Origin of the sequence: Agromyces italicus DSM 16388, assembly GCF_000421545.1 — a bacterium.
Taxonomy (GTDB): domain Bacteria; phylum Actinomycetota; class Actinomycetes; order Actinomycetales; family Microbacteriaceae; genus Agromyces; species Agromyces italicus.
Genome location: NZ_ATXF01000005.1, coordinates 176,376 through 193,496 on the forward strand (window position 1 = coordinate 176,376; position 17,121 = coordinate 193,496).

The window sequence follows — 17,121 nt, forward strand, 5'->3', positions numbered from 1 at the left end:
GCTCCGGCGAGTCCGGCGCGGTGCCCCGCAGCATCCCTAGACTGGGCGCGTGCTCACCGCCGTCGTCCTCCTCGCCGTCGTGCCCGCCGGCGTCATCCTGGTGCTCGGGATCGTCGCGCGCGTGATCGCGGCGCAGCGGGTGAACGCCCCGGTCGTGCAGTACACGCCCCCGCGCGGGTCGACCGTCTTCCGCGACGCCCTCCTCGTCGACGCCGACCGCCGTGCGCCTTCGGCTGCACTCATCGATCTCGCCGTGAAGCGCAAGGTGCGCCTCATCGCCGGCGCGCAGGGCACGCGCGAGCCGATCGGCGTCGAACTCGCCGACGGCGCCGTGCTCACCGCCGACGAGACGGCGCTGCTCGAGGCCCTGTTCGGCCCCGAGCACACCGCCACGCGCCTGCGCCGATTCTCGGCCGACCGCCGGGCATTGGCCGGCCGGCTGAAGACCCTTCTCCTGAACGCCGAGCACGGTCTCGCCCGCGACAGGCTCATCGCCGAGCGCCGGGTCAGCTGGCCCGGCACGACGCTCACCGTGCTCGCGTACCTCGGCATGCTCGTCGAGGCGCTGTTCATCGTCTTCGCGCTGATCGGCGGCGAGCTGCCCGCACTCGTCGCGACGCTCATCGCCCTCGCCGCGACGATCGCCACGATCTTCATCACCCCGGCCTGGTGGCGGAGGTTCCTTCCCGCGGCGACCCCGGTCCGCGAGCACCTCGTCGGGCTGCACCGCTATCTCGAGGTCGCCGAAGCCGATCGGCTGCGCGCGCTGCAATCGCCGAGCGGCGCCGAATTGCGATCGGATGCCACGGTGCCGCCGCCGCTCGCCCACGCCGGCGACGAGGCATCCGCACCGCTCGCGCGGTTCCACCTCAACGAACGCCTGCTGCCGTACGCGGTGCTCTTCGGACTCGAGCGCGAGTGGATCGCGAAGCTCGAGCTCGAGGCCGAGACGCTCGCGCACACGAACCGCGAGACGCTCGGCGACCTCGTCGAGGTGACCGCCGACATCGCGCTGGCGATCGATGCGGTCGGCGGCGTGGTCCAGCTGACCGCGGCCGTGGGCGACCTCGTCGACGGCGCAGGCTCGGTCGTCGACGGCGTCGGCGGCATCTTCGAGGTGTTCGGAGCATGAGCGACATGCCGACCGAGTCGGAGGAGCGCCTCACCGTCGAACTCGACGGCGGCCCCGTCTCTGCGATCGCCGGGCGCGCGGCGGGCGCGACGCCGTCTGCGGCCACGATCGTCGTCGCCCACGGCGCCGGGGCGGGCATGGAGCATCCCTTCATGTCGGGCTACACGCGCGCGCTCAACGATGCCGGCTTCGCGACCCTGCGCTTCAACTTCGCCTACCGGGAGGCCGGGCGGAGGTTCCCCGACCGACCGCCGGCCGCGATCGCCGCATGGCGTGAGGTCGTCGCGGTCGCGACGGCGCGCGCGACGGAAGCAGGCCGTGCCGGCGCGCCGATCTGGGCGGCGGGCAAGTCGTTCGGCGGGCGCATGGCGTCGATGGCCGTCGCCGAGGGCCTGGATGTCGCGGGGCTCGTCTTCCTCGGGTACCCCCTGCACGCGCCGGGCAGGCCCGAGAAGCCGCGCGACGAGCACCTGCCCGGGATCACGGTGCCGATGCTGTTCCTGCAGGGGCGCAACGACCCGTTCGCGATTCCCAACGAACAGCTCGACCAGGTGGCCGAACGCGTCGGCCCGAACGCCGTCGTGGAGTGGATCGAGGGCGGCAACCACTCCTTCGAGGTGAAGGGCGCGAAGCGCCCCGCGGCCGAGATCGGGGCAGGCCTCGCGGCGCCGACCGCTGAGTTCGTTCGCGCGCACGGCTGACCGGATCTTACGGTTCACGAACGCCGTTCCGGTGCGACCTCGTCGGGATCGATTCGCGGCGTACGCTGGCGGCATGAACGAGACCCCCGATGCCGGCCGCACGTGGCTGCCGCCCGCTGCGGCGGGGGTCGCCGCGGCCGCCTTCGGCGTTGGGCTCGGCGAACTGACCGCGGCGATCATCGCGCCCGAGTCGGGTCCGTTCGTCGTGGTCGGCGCGGCCCTCATCGACTTCGCACCGCCGTGGGCGAAGGACGCCGCGATCGCACTCTTCGGCACCGGCGACAAGCCGGCACTGCTCATCGGCATCGGCGTGGTGCTGCTCGTCGTCTCGGGCGCCGCCGGGGTGCTCGAGGTGCGACGGCCGCCGTGGGGGCAGGTGGTGCTCGGGCTGTTCGGCGTGGTCGGCGCCGTGGCCGCCGCGACGCGCGCGAATGCGCCGCTCCTCGCCGTGGTGCCCTCGCTCGTCGCCGGGCTCGCGGCGGTGCTGGCGTTGCGGGTGCTGCTCGGGCGGTTGCGGGGCTCGCTGGTCGAGGAGGGGGCGCCTGCGAACGTCTCGAAACCCGGCGATCCGACCCAACCAGGTCTCGAGACGTCGCTTCGCTCCTCCTCGACCCGCCGCGGGTTTCTCGTGTGGGCCGGCGGCGCGACGGCGATCGGCGTGCTCGCTGCGGTCTCGGGTGCGGCGCTGCGCGCCGGCGGGAGGGCGCTCTCGGCCGTGCGCGACGCGATCAGGCTGCCCGCTCCGGCGACGACCGTGTCGGTGCCGGCCGGCGCGGAGCTCGGCATCGACGGACTCGCCCCGGTCATCACTCCGAATGGGGAGTTCTACCGCATCGACACCGCCCTCGCCGTCCCGCTCGTCGATCCGGCCGAGTGGCGCCTCCGCATCCACGGGATGGTCGAGCGCGAGGTCGAGCTCACCTGGGACGAACTGCTCGCCCTCCCCCTCGACGAGAGCGTCACCACGCTCGCCTGCGTCTCGAACGAGGTGGGCGGCAGCCTCATCGACAACGCGGTGTGGCTGGGGCATCCGATTCGCGAACTGCTCGCGCGGGCCCGCCCGCTCGCCGAGGCCGACATGGTGCTCTCGCGCAGCATCGACGGATTCACCGCCTCGACGCCGCTCGAGGTGCTGCAGGACGACCGGGCCGCGATCCTCGCGGTCGGCATGAACGGCGAGCCGCTGCCGCTCGAGCACGGGTTCCCGGTGCGCATGGTCGTGCCGGGTCTCTACGGCTACGTCTCGGCGACGAAGTGGCTGGTCGAGCTCGAGGTGACCCGCTTCGACGCCGTCGACGCCTACTGGACCGACCGCGGCTGGAGCGCCCGTGGCCCGATCAAGCTGCAATCCCGCATCGACGTTCCGCGCCACGGTCAGTCGGTCGCCGTCGGCACCGCCGTACTCGCGGGCGTCGCCTGGCACCAGCACGTCGGCATCGACGCCGTCGAGGTGCAGCTCGACGAGGGCGAGTGGCGCCCGACGATGCTCGCGACCGCGATCTCGGCCGACACGTGGGTGCAGTGGCGCTACGAATGGCCGGATGCCTCGCCCGGAACCCACACCGCCCGCGTACGCGCGATCGGGGCCGACGGCGAAGTGCAGACGGCGGAGGAGCAGGGCGTCGTGCCCGATGGTGCGACCGGCCTCCACGAGATCTCGTTCGACGTGCGCTGATCGCCTCCACGAGTCGGTCGCGGCACCGGTCCTCGACATCCTGGATGGTCCCCCGAAACTCCACAGGATCCTGTTCGGCGTGGCGCGGCGACGTGTCCGGAGGGAGTATCGCTCCATGGAGGAGATCGACAGTTCCACAACTCCACACCCGAGACGTCCACAGTTCCACAACGCCACACCCCGGTCGTCCACAAGGCCACTTGTGCACGCCGTCCGCCAGCGGAACACCCCCGCACGGCTGACGGCCTCGACCCACGCAATCGAGGATCAGCATGCCGACGCGAACCATCCGAGTCCATGACCAGACGCACCGAGCGATCACCGACCTGGCGTATCTTCTCGATACGACCAAGTCGTACGTCGTCGCCGACGCGATCGCAGAGTACGCCGAGCGTCGAGGCTCGATCGTGAGGATCGACGGTCGGGTGACGTTCGACGAGCTTCCGATCGCCGACCGACTCATGATTCGTCGCGACGAGCTGATCCGGGTGTTCGCGAAGCGCGAGGCGAGCGACATCAGGGTTCTCCACCTCGGCGACGAGGGAAGCGATGGTGTCGCGGGCGGCGACGACGAGATCGACGACGAGACGCCGTGGATGCCGCCGCGCCCGGTCGAACTCCTCGTGACGACCGCACTGCACCGCGGTGGCGGGGAGGCCGACGAACTCGAGCGCATCGCCACGAAGCTGCTGCGCACGCGGGTGCACGTCGAATCGGCGACACGACTCGAACTCTTCGACCGGCCCGCCCTCGAGCGCGCCCGCGCGAGCTCGACGCCCCTTTCCGAGTGGACCGCGGGTTGAGGAGGAGCGCCCGACGAAGGAGGACGCGTCTCGAAACCCACCGCCTGCAAGTTCAGAGGCGCGGCGTGCGCGGCGGCTCGCTGCGGCGGGCGCCGGTCGCCTCGAAGGCCGCGGCGAGTGTCAGCAGCGCGGAGTCGTCGTAGGCGCGCCCCGCGAAGGTGAGCCCGACCGGCATGCCGATGTCGGCCATCGTGCCCATCGGCACCGTCACCGTCGGGATGCCGAGGTGGCGGGGCACCAGATTGCCGTTGGAGACCCACACGCCGTTGCGCCAGCCCAGGTCGGCCGAGGCCTCGTTCACGTCCATGTCGGCAGGGCCGACGTCGGCCGCGGCCGGGAACACCACGGCGTCGAGGCTGAGCTCCTCCATCCACTGCTCGAGGTCGATGCGGCGCGTCTCCTCGAGTCCGCGGAGGCCGGCCTCGAGTTCGGGGATCTCGGTGAAGGAAGTGACGGGGTGCTCGCGCACCTGCGCCGGGTACGTCGCGATGTCGTCGTCGAACCCGTCGTAGCGGTCGGGCATTGCGCCCTCGGGGTGGGGGAAGATCGTCGCTCCCTCGACGTCGGCGAGGCGGTCGAGCGCCGGGTCGCCGTTCGCGCGCAGAAAGTCGTCCCACGCCCACGCCGACAGGTCGATGATCTCGCGGCGCAGGTACTCGGGCGAGACGAGCCCGCGCGTCGCGATCGTCGGCGTGCCCGGCCGGTCGCCCTCGTAGTTCGAGACCACGGGGAAGTCGACCTCGACGACCTCGGCTCCGGCTGCCTCGAGGTCGCGGCGCGCGGCCTCCCACAGGGCGATGACCGAAGCGCGGGTCTCGATGCGCCGACCCGTCGGGCCGCCGATGCCGACGTGGTCGCCGGTGCCGGCGACCGGGTCGGCATTGACGTACATCGCGGGGACCCCGAACCGCTTGCCCGCGAGCGCCGCGCGCGCGGCCGAGACATCCGCGCCCTCGAGCGCCGGGTACGAGGCGGGCCGCACCTTCGAGGTCGCCGGCAGCGCCACCCACGGCTGCGCACGCCAGAAGTCGCCGCGCGTCTCGGCGTCGTCGGCGACGATGACGTCGAGCACCTCGAGCAGGTCGGCCATGGTGCGGGTATGCGGCACGACGACGTCCATCGTCGGCACGAGCGGCCAGTTGCCGCGGGTCGAGATGACGCCGCGCGACGGCGTGTACGCGCAGAGCGCGTTGTTCGACGCCGGCGCGCGTCCGCTCGACCAGGTCTCCTCGCCGAGCCCGAACGCCGCGAACGACGCCGCCGTCGCGGTGCCCGAGCCGTTCGACGAACCCGAGCCGAACGCGGCCGTCAGGTATTCGGCGTTGTACGGGCTCTCGGCGCGGCCGTAGACGCCGCGCTGCATGCCGCCGTTCGCCATCGGGGGCATGTTCGTGAGCCCGATGAGCACGGCGCCCGCCGCACGCAGCCGCTCGATCGTGAAGGCGTCGCGCTGCGCGACGAGGTGCTCGAACGCGGGCGAACCCGACGCCGCCGTGAGTCCCTTCGCGAGGTAACTGTCCTTCGCGGTGTACGGGATTCCGTCGAGCGGCCCCCGTACGTCACCGCGGGCGCGCCGGGCGTCGGAGGCCGCAGCGTCGGCCCGGGCCTCGGGGTTCATGACGACGAGCGCGCCCAGCGCGGTCGCCGTTCCGGGTGCGTCGTACGCCGCGATGCGGGCGAGGTACGCGTCGAGCAGATCGACCGCCGACACGCGACTCGACTCGAGCGCCTCCCGCAGCTCGGCGATCGACGCCTCGACGACGTCGAACCCGCTCATCGGCCGACCGCCGGCTGCTGCTGGGTGATGCAGTGGATGCCGCCGCCACGGGCGAAGATCGGGCGCGAATCGACGGTCACGGCACGACGGCCGGGGTAGGCCGCCTCGAGGATCTCGCGCGCCGTGGCATCCGCCGCCGCTTCGCCGAAGCCGCAGGCGATGATGCCCTCGTTCACGACCAGGTGGTTCACGTAGCTGTAGTCGACGAAGCCCTCCTCGTCGCGGAGCGCCTCGGGCGCGGGCAGGTCGACGATGTCGAAACGCCGCCCCGCGGCATCCGTCTGCTCGGAGAGCAGGGCGCGCAGCTCGCGCGTGACCTCGAAGTCGGGGTGCTCGGGGTTCTGCTGCGAGTGCAGCAGCAGCGTCCCGGGCGAGGTGATGGTGGCGACGATGTCGACGTGGCCGTTCGTGCCGAACTCGTCGTAGTCGCGGGTGAGGCCGCGGGGCAGCCAGACGACCTTGGTCGCACCGATCGTGCGGGCGAGCTCGGCCTCGACGCGGGCCTTGTCGGCGTAGGGGTTGCGGCGCGGGTCGAGCTGCACGGTCTCGGTGACGAGCACGGTGCCCTCGCCGTCGACGTGGATGCCGCCGCCCTCGTTCACGAGCACGCTCGACACGAGTTCGGCGCCGACGAGCGGGGCGATGACGCGGGCGATCTCGGCCGATTTCCGCCACTCGGCCCACTCGGGGGCGCCCCAGCCGTTGAAGGTCCAGTCGACCGCGCCGAGCACACCGGGGTGCTCGTCGTCGATGACGAAGGTGGGGCCGAAGTCGCGCATCCAGAACTCGTCGAGCGGCGCCTCGACGAGCTCGATGTCGCCGCTCAGCATGCGACGGGCACGCGCGAGCTCGCTCGGGTCGACGACCATCGTGACGGGCTCGAACTCGGCGACCGCGTGGGCCACGGCCGTCCACGCGGCGTAGCCCTCCTCGCGCTCGGCGGTCTCCTCGCCGAGGGTGATGCCCTCGCGCGGGAACGCCATCCACGTGCGCTCGTGGGGTGCGGTCTCGCTCGGCATGCGCCAGCTCATACGAGGTTCTCCACTTCGACGGGGGAATTATTGACCGTTTGATCAATAATGTGGTGAGACTACATACAATGAGGAATCATGTCAACGCCGACCCGTGTGCGCGCCGCCCGCAAGTCGCCCGCCGAGCGCGCCGACGACATCGCCCGCGCCGCGCGCGACCTCGCACTCGAACAGGGCCTGGCGGCCGTGACGCTCCGCGCCGTCGCCGCCTCCGCCGGTGTCGCCCCCGCACTCGTCGCGCACTACGTGCCGAGCATGGAGACGCTCATCGCCCGCACCTTCCAGGCTGTCGTCTCGGCCGAGATCATCGAGATCGAGGCGCTGCTCGCGACCGTCGAGGGGCCGCGCGTGCAGCTCGGCGCGCTCATCCGCACCGTGCTCGACGGCACCCGCGACGACGTGACCGTCGTGTGGGTCGAGGCCTGGGCGCTCGGCCGACGCAACGAAACGCTCGCGCGCGCGGTGCGCGAGGAGATGGACGCCTGGCAGGCCGTGCTGCGGGGCGTCATCGCCGCCGGCGTGCGCACCGGTGACTTCGAGACCGACGATGCGGCGGGGGTGGCCTGGCAGCTGCTCGGCATGGTCGACGGGCTCAACGCGCAGGCGCTCGTGCGCTGGGGCGACACCGGCGGGCGCGCCGCGCTGACGCTGCACGCCGTCGAGGGCATGCTCGGCCTCTCCCGAGGCGCGCTCGGGTGATGCGCGAAGCGCGCAGCCCCGGTGATCGAGTGGCGAGCGCAGCGGAGCATCGAGGCCCCGACCCCCGCGCCCCTCGGCGCGATGTCGGTGCCCGCGGGTACCGTTGAGGCATCCGAACGAAGGAGCCCGATGTACCTCTCGAACGGCTCCGTGGTCACGAGCGCGAGCGATCTGAAGAAGGCGAGCGACTGCGAGTTCGCCTTCCTCCGCGAGCTCGACGTGAAGCTCGGGCGCGACACCCTGTTCGCCCCCCTCGACGACCCCATGCTGCGCCGCGCCGGCGAGCTCGGCGACGCGCACGAGATCCGCCTGCTCGAGGGCTATCGTGCCGAGTTCGGCGACGCCGTCGTCGAGATCGAGCGGCCCGACGTGCGCGACCCTGCAGCGGTCGCCGCCGCGGTCGAGGCGACGATCGCCGCGTTCCGGGCGGGAGCACCCGTGGTGTTCCAGGCGACCTTCAGCGACGAGCCGGTTCCGCGCCAGGGGTTCATCGGCTTCGCCGACTTCATCGTGCGCCAGCCCGACGGGCGCTACCGCGTGCAAGACGCGAAGCTCGCCCGGCGAGCGCGGGTGACGGCGCTCCTCCAGCTCGCCTCCTACGCCGAGCAGCTCCGCCGCCTCGAGGTCCCGATCGACGACACCGTCGAACTCCTCCTCGGCGACGGCACGGTGAGCGTGCACCGGCTCGACGACATCCTGCCCGTGTACCGCGAACGGGTCGTCCGCCTTCAGCGCATCGTCGCCGACCGCGTCGCCGACACCGAACCGGTCGCGTGGGGCGACCCGCGGTACGACCACGACGGCCGGTGCCCGAGCTGCGAGCTCGAGGTGCAGGCGCGACGCGATGTGCTGATGGTCGGCGGCATGCGGGTGACCCAGCGCGAGCCGCTCGCCGCGGCGGGCATCACGACGATCGACGAGCTCGCGGCGTCGCAGGGGCCCGTGCCCCACCTGATGGAGGCGACGCTCGAGAACCTGCGCGAGCAGGCACGGCTGCAACTGCGCGCCGAGGCCGAGGCGAGCGAGGCGGCCGCCTCGGGCGCGTGGCACGAGGGCGACCCGCCGCTGCCCCCGCCCGTCGCAGTGCGCGACTCCCGCGCCATCGCGGCGATTCCCGAGCCGAATCCGGGCGACCTGTTCTTCGACTTCGAAGGCGACCCGCTCTATACCGAGGGCGACGGCACCAGCTGGAACCTCGACTACTTGTGGGGCATGGTCGACCAGGCCGAGACCTTCACCGCGTTCTGGGCGCATTCATTCGCCGAAGAGCGCGAGGCACTGCTGGGGTTTCTCGAGCTCGTGAAGCTGCGCCGGCAGGTGCACCCCGGGCTGCACATCTTCCACTACGCGAGCTACGAGCGCACCCACCTCACCGCCATCGCCGCGCGGCACGGCGTCGGTGAGGCCGAGGTCGACCAGTTGCTCGCCGACGGCGTACTCGTCGACCTCTACCCGATCGTGAAGCGCGCGGTTCGAGTCGGCAGTCGTTCGTACTCCATCAAGAAGCTCGAACCCCTCTACATGGGCTCCGAGCTGCGCGAGGCCGAGGTGAAATCGGGCGCCGACTCGATCACCGAGTACGTGCGGGCGAGCGAACTGCGCACCGCCGCGCGCGCGACGGGCGACGCCACGGCCGCCGAGGAGGCGACCCGCATCCTCGCCGACCTCGCCGACTACAACCGCTACGACTGCGTGTCGACCCTGCGCCTGCGCGACTGGCTGCTGGCGGTCGGCGCCCGCGAGGGCATCCGCCCGGTCGCCGCGTCGATGCTCGCCGACCGTGCCGAGGGCAAGATCTACGAGGCCTCGCCGCTCGCGCTTCAGCTGAGGGCGATCGTGCGCGAACGCGACGAACGCGCGGCCACGCACCGGCACCTCGTCGGAGGCTCGCTCCGCGACGCCGATACCGAGGCCCTCGCCCTCGCCTCCGCGGCGATCGACTACCACGCCCGCGAGGCGAAGAGCTTCTGGTGGTCGCACTACCTCCGCAGCGACCAGCCGCTCGAGAGCTGGGAGGAGCACCGCGACGTCCTCGTCGTCGACCCGGCCCGTTCGCAGGCGGTCGGCAAGTGGTACGAGGAGCCCCGGTGGCAGAGCGCACGGCGCGAACTGCGACTCGACGGCCGCGTCGCCCCCGGCTCACGGTTCAGCGTCGGCGGCGAAGTGTTCCTGCTCTACGACTGGCCGGCGCCGTTCCCCTCGCAGTCGACCCGGCCGGGCCAGCGTGCGTGGTCGAACGCCACCGTCATCGAGATCACCGACGACGGGGTCCGGGTGGAGGAGCGCGGTCAGCCCGGCATCACGTGGACCGAGCTCCCGCTCGCGATCGCGCCCGGCGCTCCGCCCCGGGCCGACGCGCTGCGCGACGCGATCGCCGAGTGGGCGGCGCCGATCCCCGGGCGCGTGGCCGAGCTGCCGCCCGGCGCGGCGATGGACGTGCTGCGGCGCAGGCCGCCGCGCGCCGCGGGCGGGCTCGTCCCCCTCGGCGACGACCACGACTACGTGCCTGCGGTCGTCGAGTCCGTTCGCCGGCTCGATCGTTCGTACCTCGCGGTGCAGGGGCCTCCCGGCACGGGCAAGACCTACCTCGCCGCGCACGTGATCGCCGCGCTCGTGCGCGACCACGGCTGGCGCATCGGCGTCGTGGCCCAGTCGCACTCGGTCGTCGAGAACGTGCTCGATGCGGTCGTGAACGCCGCCGGGCTCGATCGCGAACTCGTCGCGAAGCATCTGAAAGACGCAGGCCAGGCCGGCGCTCACGGCTTCACGGCGCTGAGCACCAAAGACGGCGTCGCCGCGTTCACCGGCGACCGCCCCGGCGGCTACGTCATCGGCGGCACCGCCTGGGACTTCTGCAACGTCCGACGGGTGCCCCGCGGTTCGCTCGACCTGCTCGTCATCGACGAGGCCGGGCAGTTCTCGCTCGCCTCGACGATCGCGGTCTCCGTCTCGGCCGAGCGGCTGCTGCTGCTCGGCGACCCGCAGCAGCTGCCGCAGGTGAGCCAGGCCCTGCATCCCGAACCGGTCGACGCCTCGGCACTCGGCTGGGTCGCCGACGGCCACGACGTGCTGCCCGCCGAGTACGGCTACTTCCTCGCCGAGAGCCGCCGCATGCACCCGGCGGTCGCGGGCCCGGTGTCGCGCCTCTCGTACGAGGGCGAGTTGCGCTCGCACCCGGTCGCCGAGCATCGTTCGCTCGACGGCGTCGCGCCCGGCGTCACCGCCGTCCCCGTCTTGCACGACGGCAATTCGACGTACTCGCCCGAAGAGGCCGAGTCGGTCGTGCACCTCGTGCGCTCCCTCGTCGGCCGAACCTGGAGGGACGCCGCGGACTCATCGACCGTGCCGATCGCCGCCGCGCCGCGCCCGCTCGAACAGCGCGACCTGATCGTCGTGACGCCCTACAACGCGCAACTCGCCACCGTCCGCGAGGCACTCGACACCGCCGGGTTCACCGAGGTCCCGGTCGGCACGGTCGACAAGTTCCAAGGTCAAGAGGCGGTCGTCGCGATCGTCTCGCTCGCGGCGTCCTCGGCGCACTCCGCACCACGCGGTCTCGAGTTCCTGCTGCTGAAGAACCGACTGAACGTGGCCATCTCGCGGGCCAAGTGGGCGGCGTACCTCGTCTACTCGCCGGGGCTCCTCGACGGACTCCCCCACCGCGCCGAGGGGGTCGCGCAACTCAGCGCGTTCATGCGACTCGTCGGAGCGGCGGCCCCACGACCCACCGGCCCGCGCGAGTCGCGCATCGTCGACTCCGGCGAGTCGCAGCCCGCCGCGGCGAGCGCGGCGAGCTGAGTGGCCTTGCCCGAGCCAGGGCGAGGCCGCTGCGCGATCAGTCGCCGAAGTCGAGACGGGTTCCACCGAGCCGCTCCGGACGCAGGCGGATGACGACCCGGCCCTCGGCCACCGCTTCGGCGAAGAATGCGCTCGGGTCTGCGGGACGCGCGGCCTCCGGCACCATCGACAGCAGCTCGATCCCGATCGCATCGCCCGGCTCGACGGTCGGGGCAGAGACCTCCGCGCGACCCTCGACCGCGGCGAACGACCAGTGGTCGTCGGCCGAGACGTGCAGGGTCGCCCGCGGATCGCGCTTCAGGTGCGTCGTCTTCAGACGCGTGCTCGTCGTCGAGAAGCGGGCGATGCGCTCCGACGGGTCCCAGCCGTAGAGCATGGTGGCCAGGTGGGGCTGCCCGTCGCGCTTCAGCGTGGCGAGCACCCCGAAACTCTGTGCGGCGAGCAGCTCGGAGGCTTCGGTCTCGGTGAGCGGGACGGGCCCGGCGTTCTTCGTCATGTCAGGGCGAACCCGCTCCGGCGCCCGCGCATTCCTGCGATTTCCTTCGATGTCGCGCACAACGGCGCTCTCCGCTCGGGAATACCCCAGACCGGTAATGCGTACAGTATGTGTGTGACTTCCTCCACTGCAGCGAACCCCGACCGCATCACCATGTACGGCGCCGCTTGGTGCGGCGACTGCCGCCGCTCGAAGCGGCTGCTCGACGGGCGCGGCGTCGACTACGACTACGTCGACCTCGAGGTGAACGTCGAGGCCGCCGACATCGCCAAGTCGATCTCGGGGCGCACGAACATCCCGGTCGTCGTCTTCCCCGACGGCACCCACTTCACCGAGCCCACCGACGCCGAACTGGGCGCGAAGCTCGACGAGACGTTCGCCGCGTAGCCCATTCGCTCCGACCGGGCCGGCGGACACCGGCCCGGAGGCGGCCCCTCGATCTGGGGGGTGGTTCCCGCCGCAGCGGCCTCGACGCCCGGAGCGTCGCGTGGAACACTTGGCCGCATGCCACGCGAGGCACGTCGACTGCACGGGCGCGAGCGCGAGCTGGCGGCGCTCTCGCTCGAGCTCGAGGCCGCATACGACAGTTCGACGCGCATCGTCGTGCTGCACGGCGACGCGGGGATCGGCAAGACCGCGCTCATGGAGACGGCCGCGCGCTCGGCCCCCGATCGGGCTCGCGTGCTGTCGGTGCGCAATCTTCCACTCACGACGCGGATGCCGAATCTCGCCGTGCGCACACTGCTCGCGCAGGCGGAGGGCGGCCGGCCGCTGCGCGAGGAGATCCGCCGACCGCTCCCTCTCCGGCTCGATGCGGCGATCGAGCGGCTCACCGAACTCGGGCCCGTCGTCGTCACCGTCGACGACCTCCAGTGGGCCGACTCCCATACACTCGACGCCCTGATGTTCGTCGTCGGCGGCGCGGACGATCGTCCGCTCGCGATCCTCACGACCGTGCGCTCGGGGACCGGCCGACCCGTCGATCGATGGCGTGCCGACCTGCTCCGCCTCCCGGGCGCACGGTCGGTGCCGGTTCAGCCGCTCGATCGGCTCGGCATGCACGACCTGATCGCCGCGCAGCTCGGGGCTCCCCCGCACGACGCCCTCGTGCGCGACGTGCTCGATCGCACCGGCGGCAATCCGTACCACGCGCAGCTCCTGCTCGAGGGCGTCGAGCCGACCGCGCTCGCCGCGCCGCCGGCCGGCACGCCGTCGGGGGCATCCGGCGATCTCGGAACGGCCCTGCTTCAGACGTGGGCGACGCTGCCCGCCCGCACACGCGAACTCACCGTCCTGCTCGCGATCCACGGCAAGCCGATCCGCCTGAGCATCCTCGCGGGGCTCGACCCCGCCTGGGGTGAAGCCGCGAACGAACTCCAGCCCGCGCTCGCGACCCACGTGCTCGACCACGACGACAGCGGTCGCGTGTGGTTCCACCATCCGCTGATCGCCGAACTCCTCGTGACCTCCGTGCCCGACGACGAGCTGCGCCGACAGCATGCGACGCTCGCGCATGGTGTCGAGCGATTGATCGAGGTCGACGGCGCGACGCCCGACCGGATCATCGATCTGGCCGATCACCTCGCCGGGGCCGGCGACGTCGACGGATGCTTCGCCGCGAGCCGACGGGCGCTCGGCGCGCTGCACGGGTCCGACGAGCCCACGACCGAGCTGCGACTCATTCGCCGCTGCGTCGAACTCGCCCCCGGGCTGCAGGGAGCCGGCGTCGAACCGAGGGCGCTGCTCGCCGAGTGGGCTGCCGCCGCGGCCGCCGCCGAATCCGACGACGACGAGTACGCCGCGGTCGTCGCGCTGCTCGACTCGATCGGCCCCGACGATCCGCTCGCCCGTGCCGAGCTGTTGCTGCATCGCCGACGGCTCGAGGTCAGGCTCGGCGGCGACCTCGGTACCGCGACCACCGCCCGCGAGGCATTCGAGCTCACCGTGCAGGCTCCCGACAGCCGGCAGTACGCTCTGGCTCTCGCCGAACTCGTGCATGCCGAGATCATGGAAGGCGACCCGAGCAGCGTCGCGCACGCCGAGGAAGCGCTGCGACGCGCCGAGCAACTCGACGATACAGAGGCGCTCTCGTACGCGCTGGCCGCCTCCGCCGAGCTCGCCGCCGCCACGCGCGACCTCCCGAGAGCCACCCGCCTTGCCGAGGAGACGTTCGCGATCGCCTTGCCGGCGGGTCACTTCGAGCCGGCGAGGCTCGCCGCGCTGTGGCTGGCGTACTCGATGCCGGGGTACCGAGCGGCGGCCGAGGGACTGCGCGATCTGCGAGGCAGGCTGGCGGAGGCGGGCGCACCTCGGCTCTCGATCGCCGCGCTCGCGTGCATCGAGGCCGGCAGCTGGATGACCGTCGGTGCGACTCCCGCGGTGCGCGACGCGCTCCGGGTCGTGCGCGCCGAGGACACGCCCGACTACATCGAGCTCGCGATTCGGTCGATCTCCGCCCGATTCGCGGCGCTGCGCGGGCGAGTCGACGAGGCCGAGGCACATCTGCAACGCGCGCATGAGCGGTTTCCCGATCCGCCCGCCTACGCCGCGCTCGAGCGCGCGGTCGCCCAGGCTCTCACGAGCCTCGCCGGAGACGACCCCGACGGAGCGCTCGACGCCCTCATCCCGATGATCGAGGGGGGTCCCGGCGGTCACGGCTCCGAGTGGCTGATGCCGCTCGCCGCGCGCGCGCTCGCCGACCGGTCGACGGCCGCCCGCGACGGCGAAGCGGAGCGCCCCGGTACCCCGACCGCGCTCGAGATGCTCGACGAGCTCGAGGCGGAGCATCCGCACGTGATCAGCCGAACGATGGGCATCTCGTACGCCGACGACCTCGACGCGCTCGACGCGCTGTACGCGGCAGAGCGATCGCGCGCGCGAAATCTCCCCGACGGCTTCGACCGCTGGGTCGACACCGCTGACCGCGCCGCCGCCGCCGACCTTGCCTGGGAGGAGGCGTATGCGTGTCGGCGTGGCGCGGAGCAGGGGCTCATCGACGGCGGCGCGCGGCGGCGGGTCGGCATCGCCCTCCTCCGGCGTGGTGCCGCGATCGCCCACCGCACCGAGGCCGACGGGCTCGCGGCCGAACTCGAGACCCTCGCGCGGTGGGCGAGGATCCGCCTGCAGGCCGAGGGAACCGCTCGCGCCGAGGCCGACCGCGTGGCGGGTGTCTCGCTCACCGGGCGCGAGCGAGAACTCCTGCCCTACCTCGTCGACGGGCGCACGTATGCCGAGATCGCCGAACTGCTGACGATCAGCGAGAAGACGGTGAGCTCGCACGTCTCGAACCTGCTGCGCAAGACCGGTGCCGCCAATCGCATCGATCTCGCCCGGATGGTGCGGGAGACGCACGAGATCTGAGGGGTTCGCGCGCACATCTGAGGGGTCGCGCCGGATGTCGCGCCCGCGGCCGCTGCCTAGCGTGAGCCCCGTACGCAGGATTCGGATGCCATCGGCATCGCCCGGAAGGAGCTCCACCATGTCATCAGTCATCAGAGGCGCAGCCGCCGCCGCAAGCGCGATGCTCCTCGTCGCCCTGGTCGGTTGCGCCGGAAACCCCGGCTCGAGTGAAGCCGAACTGCATCAGGAACGCACCCACAAGCAGTCGGCGGCCGCTCGTTCCTCGGCCGATCTGCAGGGTGAGCGCCTCGCCGGGCAGGCGGCGGCGCAGGCCGCGGCTCCCGCCAGGGCGGGCACGAACGCCGCCGAGATGCAGGGCGCGCGCCTGGCCGAGTACGCAGAGACTTACGCCGGAAGCGGCGGCGCGTCATGGGCCGAGCATCGCGGCATCGAGGACTGAGTCGGCGCTGAGACCATCGGGGTCGTACGCCATGACGAACCCGGGCGGAGCCCACCTCCTGCTCGACGCGAGCGCGGCGGTCGCGCTCGTGCTGCCGTCGCACAGCGCCCACGCCGCGATCGCGGCCCGAGTCGGCCGGGCGAGGCTGGGTCTCGCCGGTCACGCGGCGATCGAGACCTACTCGGCGCTCACCCGGCTGCCCGCGCAGCACCGCCTCTCGGCCGCTGAGGCCGCACAGCTCATTGCGGACCGGTTCGCGTCGAGTCATCCCCTCGATGCCGCAGTGGCCGCGACCGCAGTCGGCCGCTTGGCCGAGGCGGGCGTCACGGGTGGTTCGGCGATCGACGGCCTCGTCGCGCTGGCGGCGATCGACGCCGGCGTCGCGCTCGTCACGTGCGACCGCCGGGCGCTCACGACGTACGACGCGCTCGGCACCGTCGTCGAGTACGTGTAGCGAACCCGGGGCGTCGGGTTCGAGTGGCGAACCCGTCAGGATCGCCCGCCCCGCCGTTCGGATCGCGTAACAATCGGGCGCGCGGCCCCGAGTCGGCGTAGAACGGAAGCATGCCTTCGACCGCTCGGCGCCTCGCATGACGCTCACCCGTCTGCTCCCGACGCTGCGACGCTCGATTCCCGACCCGATCGCGCCCGAGCGCTGGCCGGCGGGCACCCGCGCCACGACGACCGACATCATCGTCGGCGGGCTCTCGATGACGCGACTCGCCGAGCGCGACGGCACCCCGCTCACGCACCTCGCCCCGACGCCCGCCGGCGCGCTCGGTGAGCGCGTGCGCCATCGCGGGGTCGCTCTCGCGACGGTGCGCGACGTCTCGGTCGGCCCCGGCCTTGAGGTCGCGGTCGACGCCGAGCGCGGCCCTCACCGGCCCGACTGGGCGGAGGCCCGCCTGATCGGCCGCGTCTCGGTCGCGAAGGTCGTTGCGGTGTCGATCCGCTTCGCGGACGGTGGATGTCACGGCCTCGCGCGGCTCGAGCTCCCCGGCGATCTCGCGGTCGGCGACCTCGTCGCCGTCCCGATCGAGGCGGATCGCGTCATGATCAGCGTCGCACCGCCCTCGCCCCCCGCCCCCGACCCCGACCCCGCCCCCGACCCCGCGGGTTTACAGGACAACAGCGGGTTTACAGGACGATCCCGCGCACAGGTGTCCTGCGAATCGCCCGTTGTCCTGTAAACCCGTGGGGGCAGGCGTCA

14 protein-coding genes are annotated in these 17,121 nt (G+C 72.4%); 11 read left to right on the forward strand and 3 right to left on the reverse strand.

Going from position 1 to position 17,121, the window contains the following annotated elements; genetic code table 11:
• The first annotated feature begins 49 nt into the window (after nt 1–49).
• The 4 genes from H516_RS0105115 (at nt 50) to H516_RS0105130 (ending at nt 4,311) form a co-directional block, all read left to right on the forward strand.
• Nucleotides 50–1,132: a DUF2207 domain-containing protein gene (locus tag H516_RS0105115; RefSeq protein WP_022888644.1), complete on the forward strand. Its 1,083-nt coding sequence runs from the start codon at nt 50–52 to the stop codon at nt 1,130–1,132.
• Nucleotides 1,133–1,137: 5 nt separating this feature from the next.
• Nucleotides 1,138–1,833: an alpha/beta hydrolase family protein gene (locus H516_RS0105120; protein WP_026378448.1), complete on the forward strand. Its 696-nt coding sequence runs from the start codon at nt 1,138–1,140 to the stop codon at nt 1,831–1,833.
• Nucleotides 1,834–1,906: 73 nt separating this feature from the next.
• Entirely contained in the window at nt 1,907–3,508 is a 1,602-nt protein-coding gene (locus tag H516_RS0105125; RefSeq protein ID WP_022888646.1) for a molybdopterin-dependent oxidoreductase, read from the forward strand.
• Between the two features lie 272 nt (nt 3,509–3,780).
• Nucleotides 3,781–4,311: a hypothetical protein gene (locus tag H516_RS0105130; protein WP_022888647.1), complete on the forward strand. Its 531-nt coding sequence runs from the start codon at nt 3,781–3,783 to the stop codon at nt 4,309–4,311.
• Nucleotides 4,312–4,363: 52 nt separating this feature from the next.
• Here the strand turns inward: H516_RS0105130 and H516_RS0105135 are convergent, their stop codons facing one another.
• The gene (locus H516_RS0105135) at nt 4,364–6,088 is read right to left on the reverse strand and encodes an amidase (RefSeq protein ID WP_022888648.1); all 1,725 of its coding nucleotides are present in this window, start codon (nt 6,086–6,088) and stop codon (nt 4,364–4,366) included.
• Nucleotides 6,085–7,119, reverse strand: a complete 1,035-nt coding sequence (locus H516_RS0105140) for an agmatine deiminase family protein (protein WP_022888649.1) — start codon at nt 7,117–7,119, stop codon at nt 6,085–6,087. Before H516_RS0105140 ends, H516_RS0105135 begins: the two co-directional genes overlap by 4 nt.
• 78 nt (nt 7,120–7,197) lie before the next feature.
• On the opposite strand from H516_RS0105140, the gene H516_RS0105145 reads away from it, so the two are divergent.
• The gene (locus H516_RS0105145) at nt 7,198–7,818 is read left to right on the forward strand and encodes a TetR/AcrR family transcriptional regulator (RefSeq protein WP_026378450.1); all 621 of its coding nucleotides are present in this window, start codon (nt 7,198–7,200) and stop codon (nt 7,816–7,818) included.
• A 129-nt stretch (nt 7,819–7,947) separates the two neighbouring features.
• Nucleotides 7,948–11,616, forward strand: a complete 3,669-nt coding sequence (locus H516_RS18440; protein WP_033196873.1) for a TM0106 family RecB-like putative nuclease — start codon at nt 7,948–7,950, stop codon at nt 11,614–11,616.
• 37 nt (nt 11,617–11,653) lie between these two features.
• Here H516_RS18440 and H516_RS0105155 read toward each other — a convergent pair whose 3' ends face one another.
• Entirely contained in the window at nt 11,654–12,112 is a 459-nt protein-coding gene (locus H516_RS0105155) for a PPOX class F420-dependent oxidoreductase (protein WP_022888652.1), read from the reverse strand.
• Between the two features lie 153 nt (nt 12,113–12,265).
• Here H516_RS0105155 and H516_RS0105160 point away from each other — a divergent pair, with 153 nt between their 5' ends.
• The 5 genes from H516_RS0105160 (at nt 12,266) to H516_RS21185 (ending at nt 17,101) form a co-directional block, all read left to right on the forward strand.
• On the forward strand, nt 12,266–12,499 hold the full coding sequence (locus H516_RS0105160) for a glutaredoxin family protein (RefSeq protein ID WP_245561753.1): 234 nt from the start codon (nt 12,266–12,268) through the stop codon (nt 12,497–12,499).
• 117 nt (nt 12,500–12,616) lie between these two features.
• Nucleotides 12,617–15,472 (forward strand): helix-turn-helix transcriptional regulator, encoded by a 2,856-nt coding sequence (locus H516_RS22815; RefSeq protein WP_022888654.1) that lies wholly within the window; start codon nt 12,617–12,619, stop codon nt 15,470–15,472.
• Between the two features lie 118 nt (nt 15,473–15,590).
• A complete protein-coding gene (locus tag H516_RS0105170) occupies nt 15,591–15,911 on the forward strand; it encodes a hypothetical protein (RefSeq protein WP_157432155.1) in 321 nt (106 codons plus the stop codon).
• 31 nt (nt 15,912–15,942) lie between these two features.
• On the forward strand, nt 15,943–16,365 hold the full coding sequence (locus tag H516_RS0105175) for a PIN domain-containing protein (protein ID WP_022888656.1): 423 nt from the start codon (nt 15,943–15,945) through the stop codon (nt 16,363–16,365).
• A gap of 136 nt (nt 16,366–16,501) precedes the next feature.
• The gene (locus tag H516_RS21185; protein WP_022888657.1) at nt 16,502–17,101 is read left to right on the forward strand and encodes a hypothetical protein; all 600 of its coding nucleotides are present in this window, start codon (nt 16,502–16,504) and stop codon (nt 17,099–17,101) included.
• Nucleotides 17,102–17,121 lie beyond the last annotated feature (20 nt).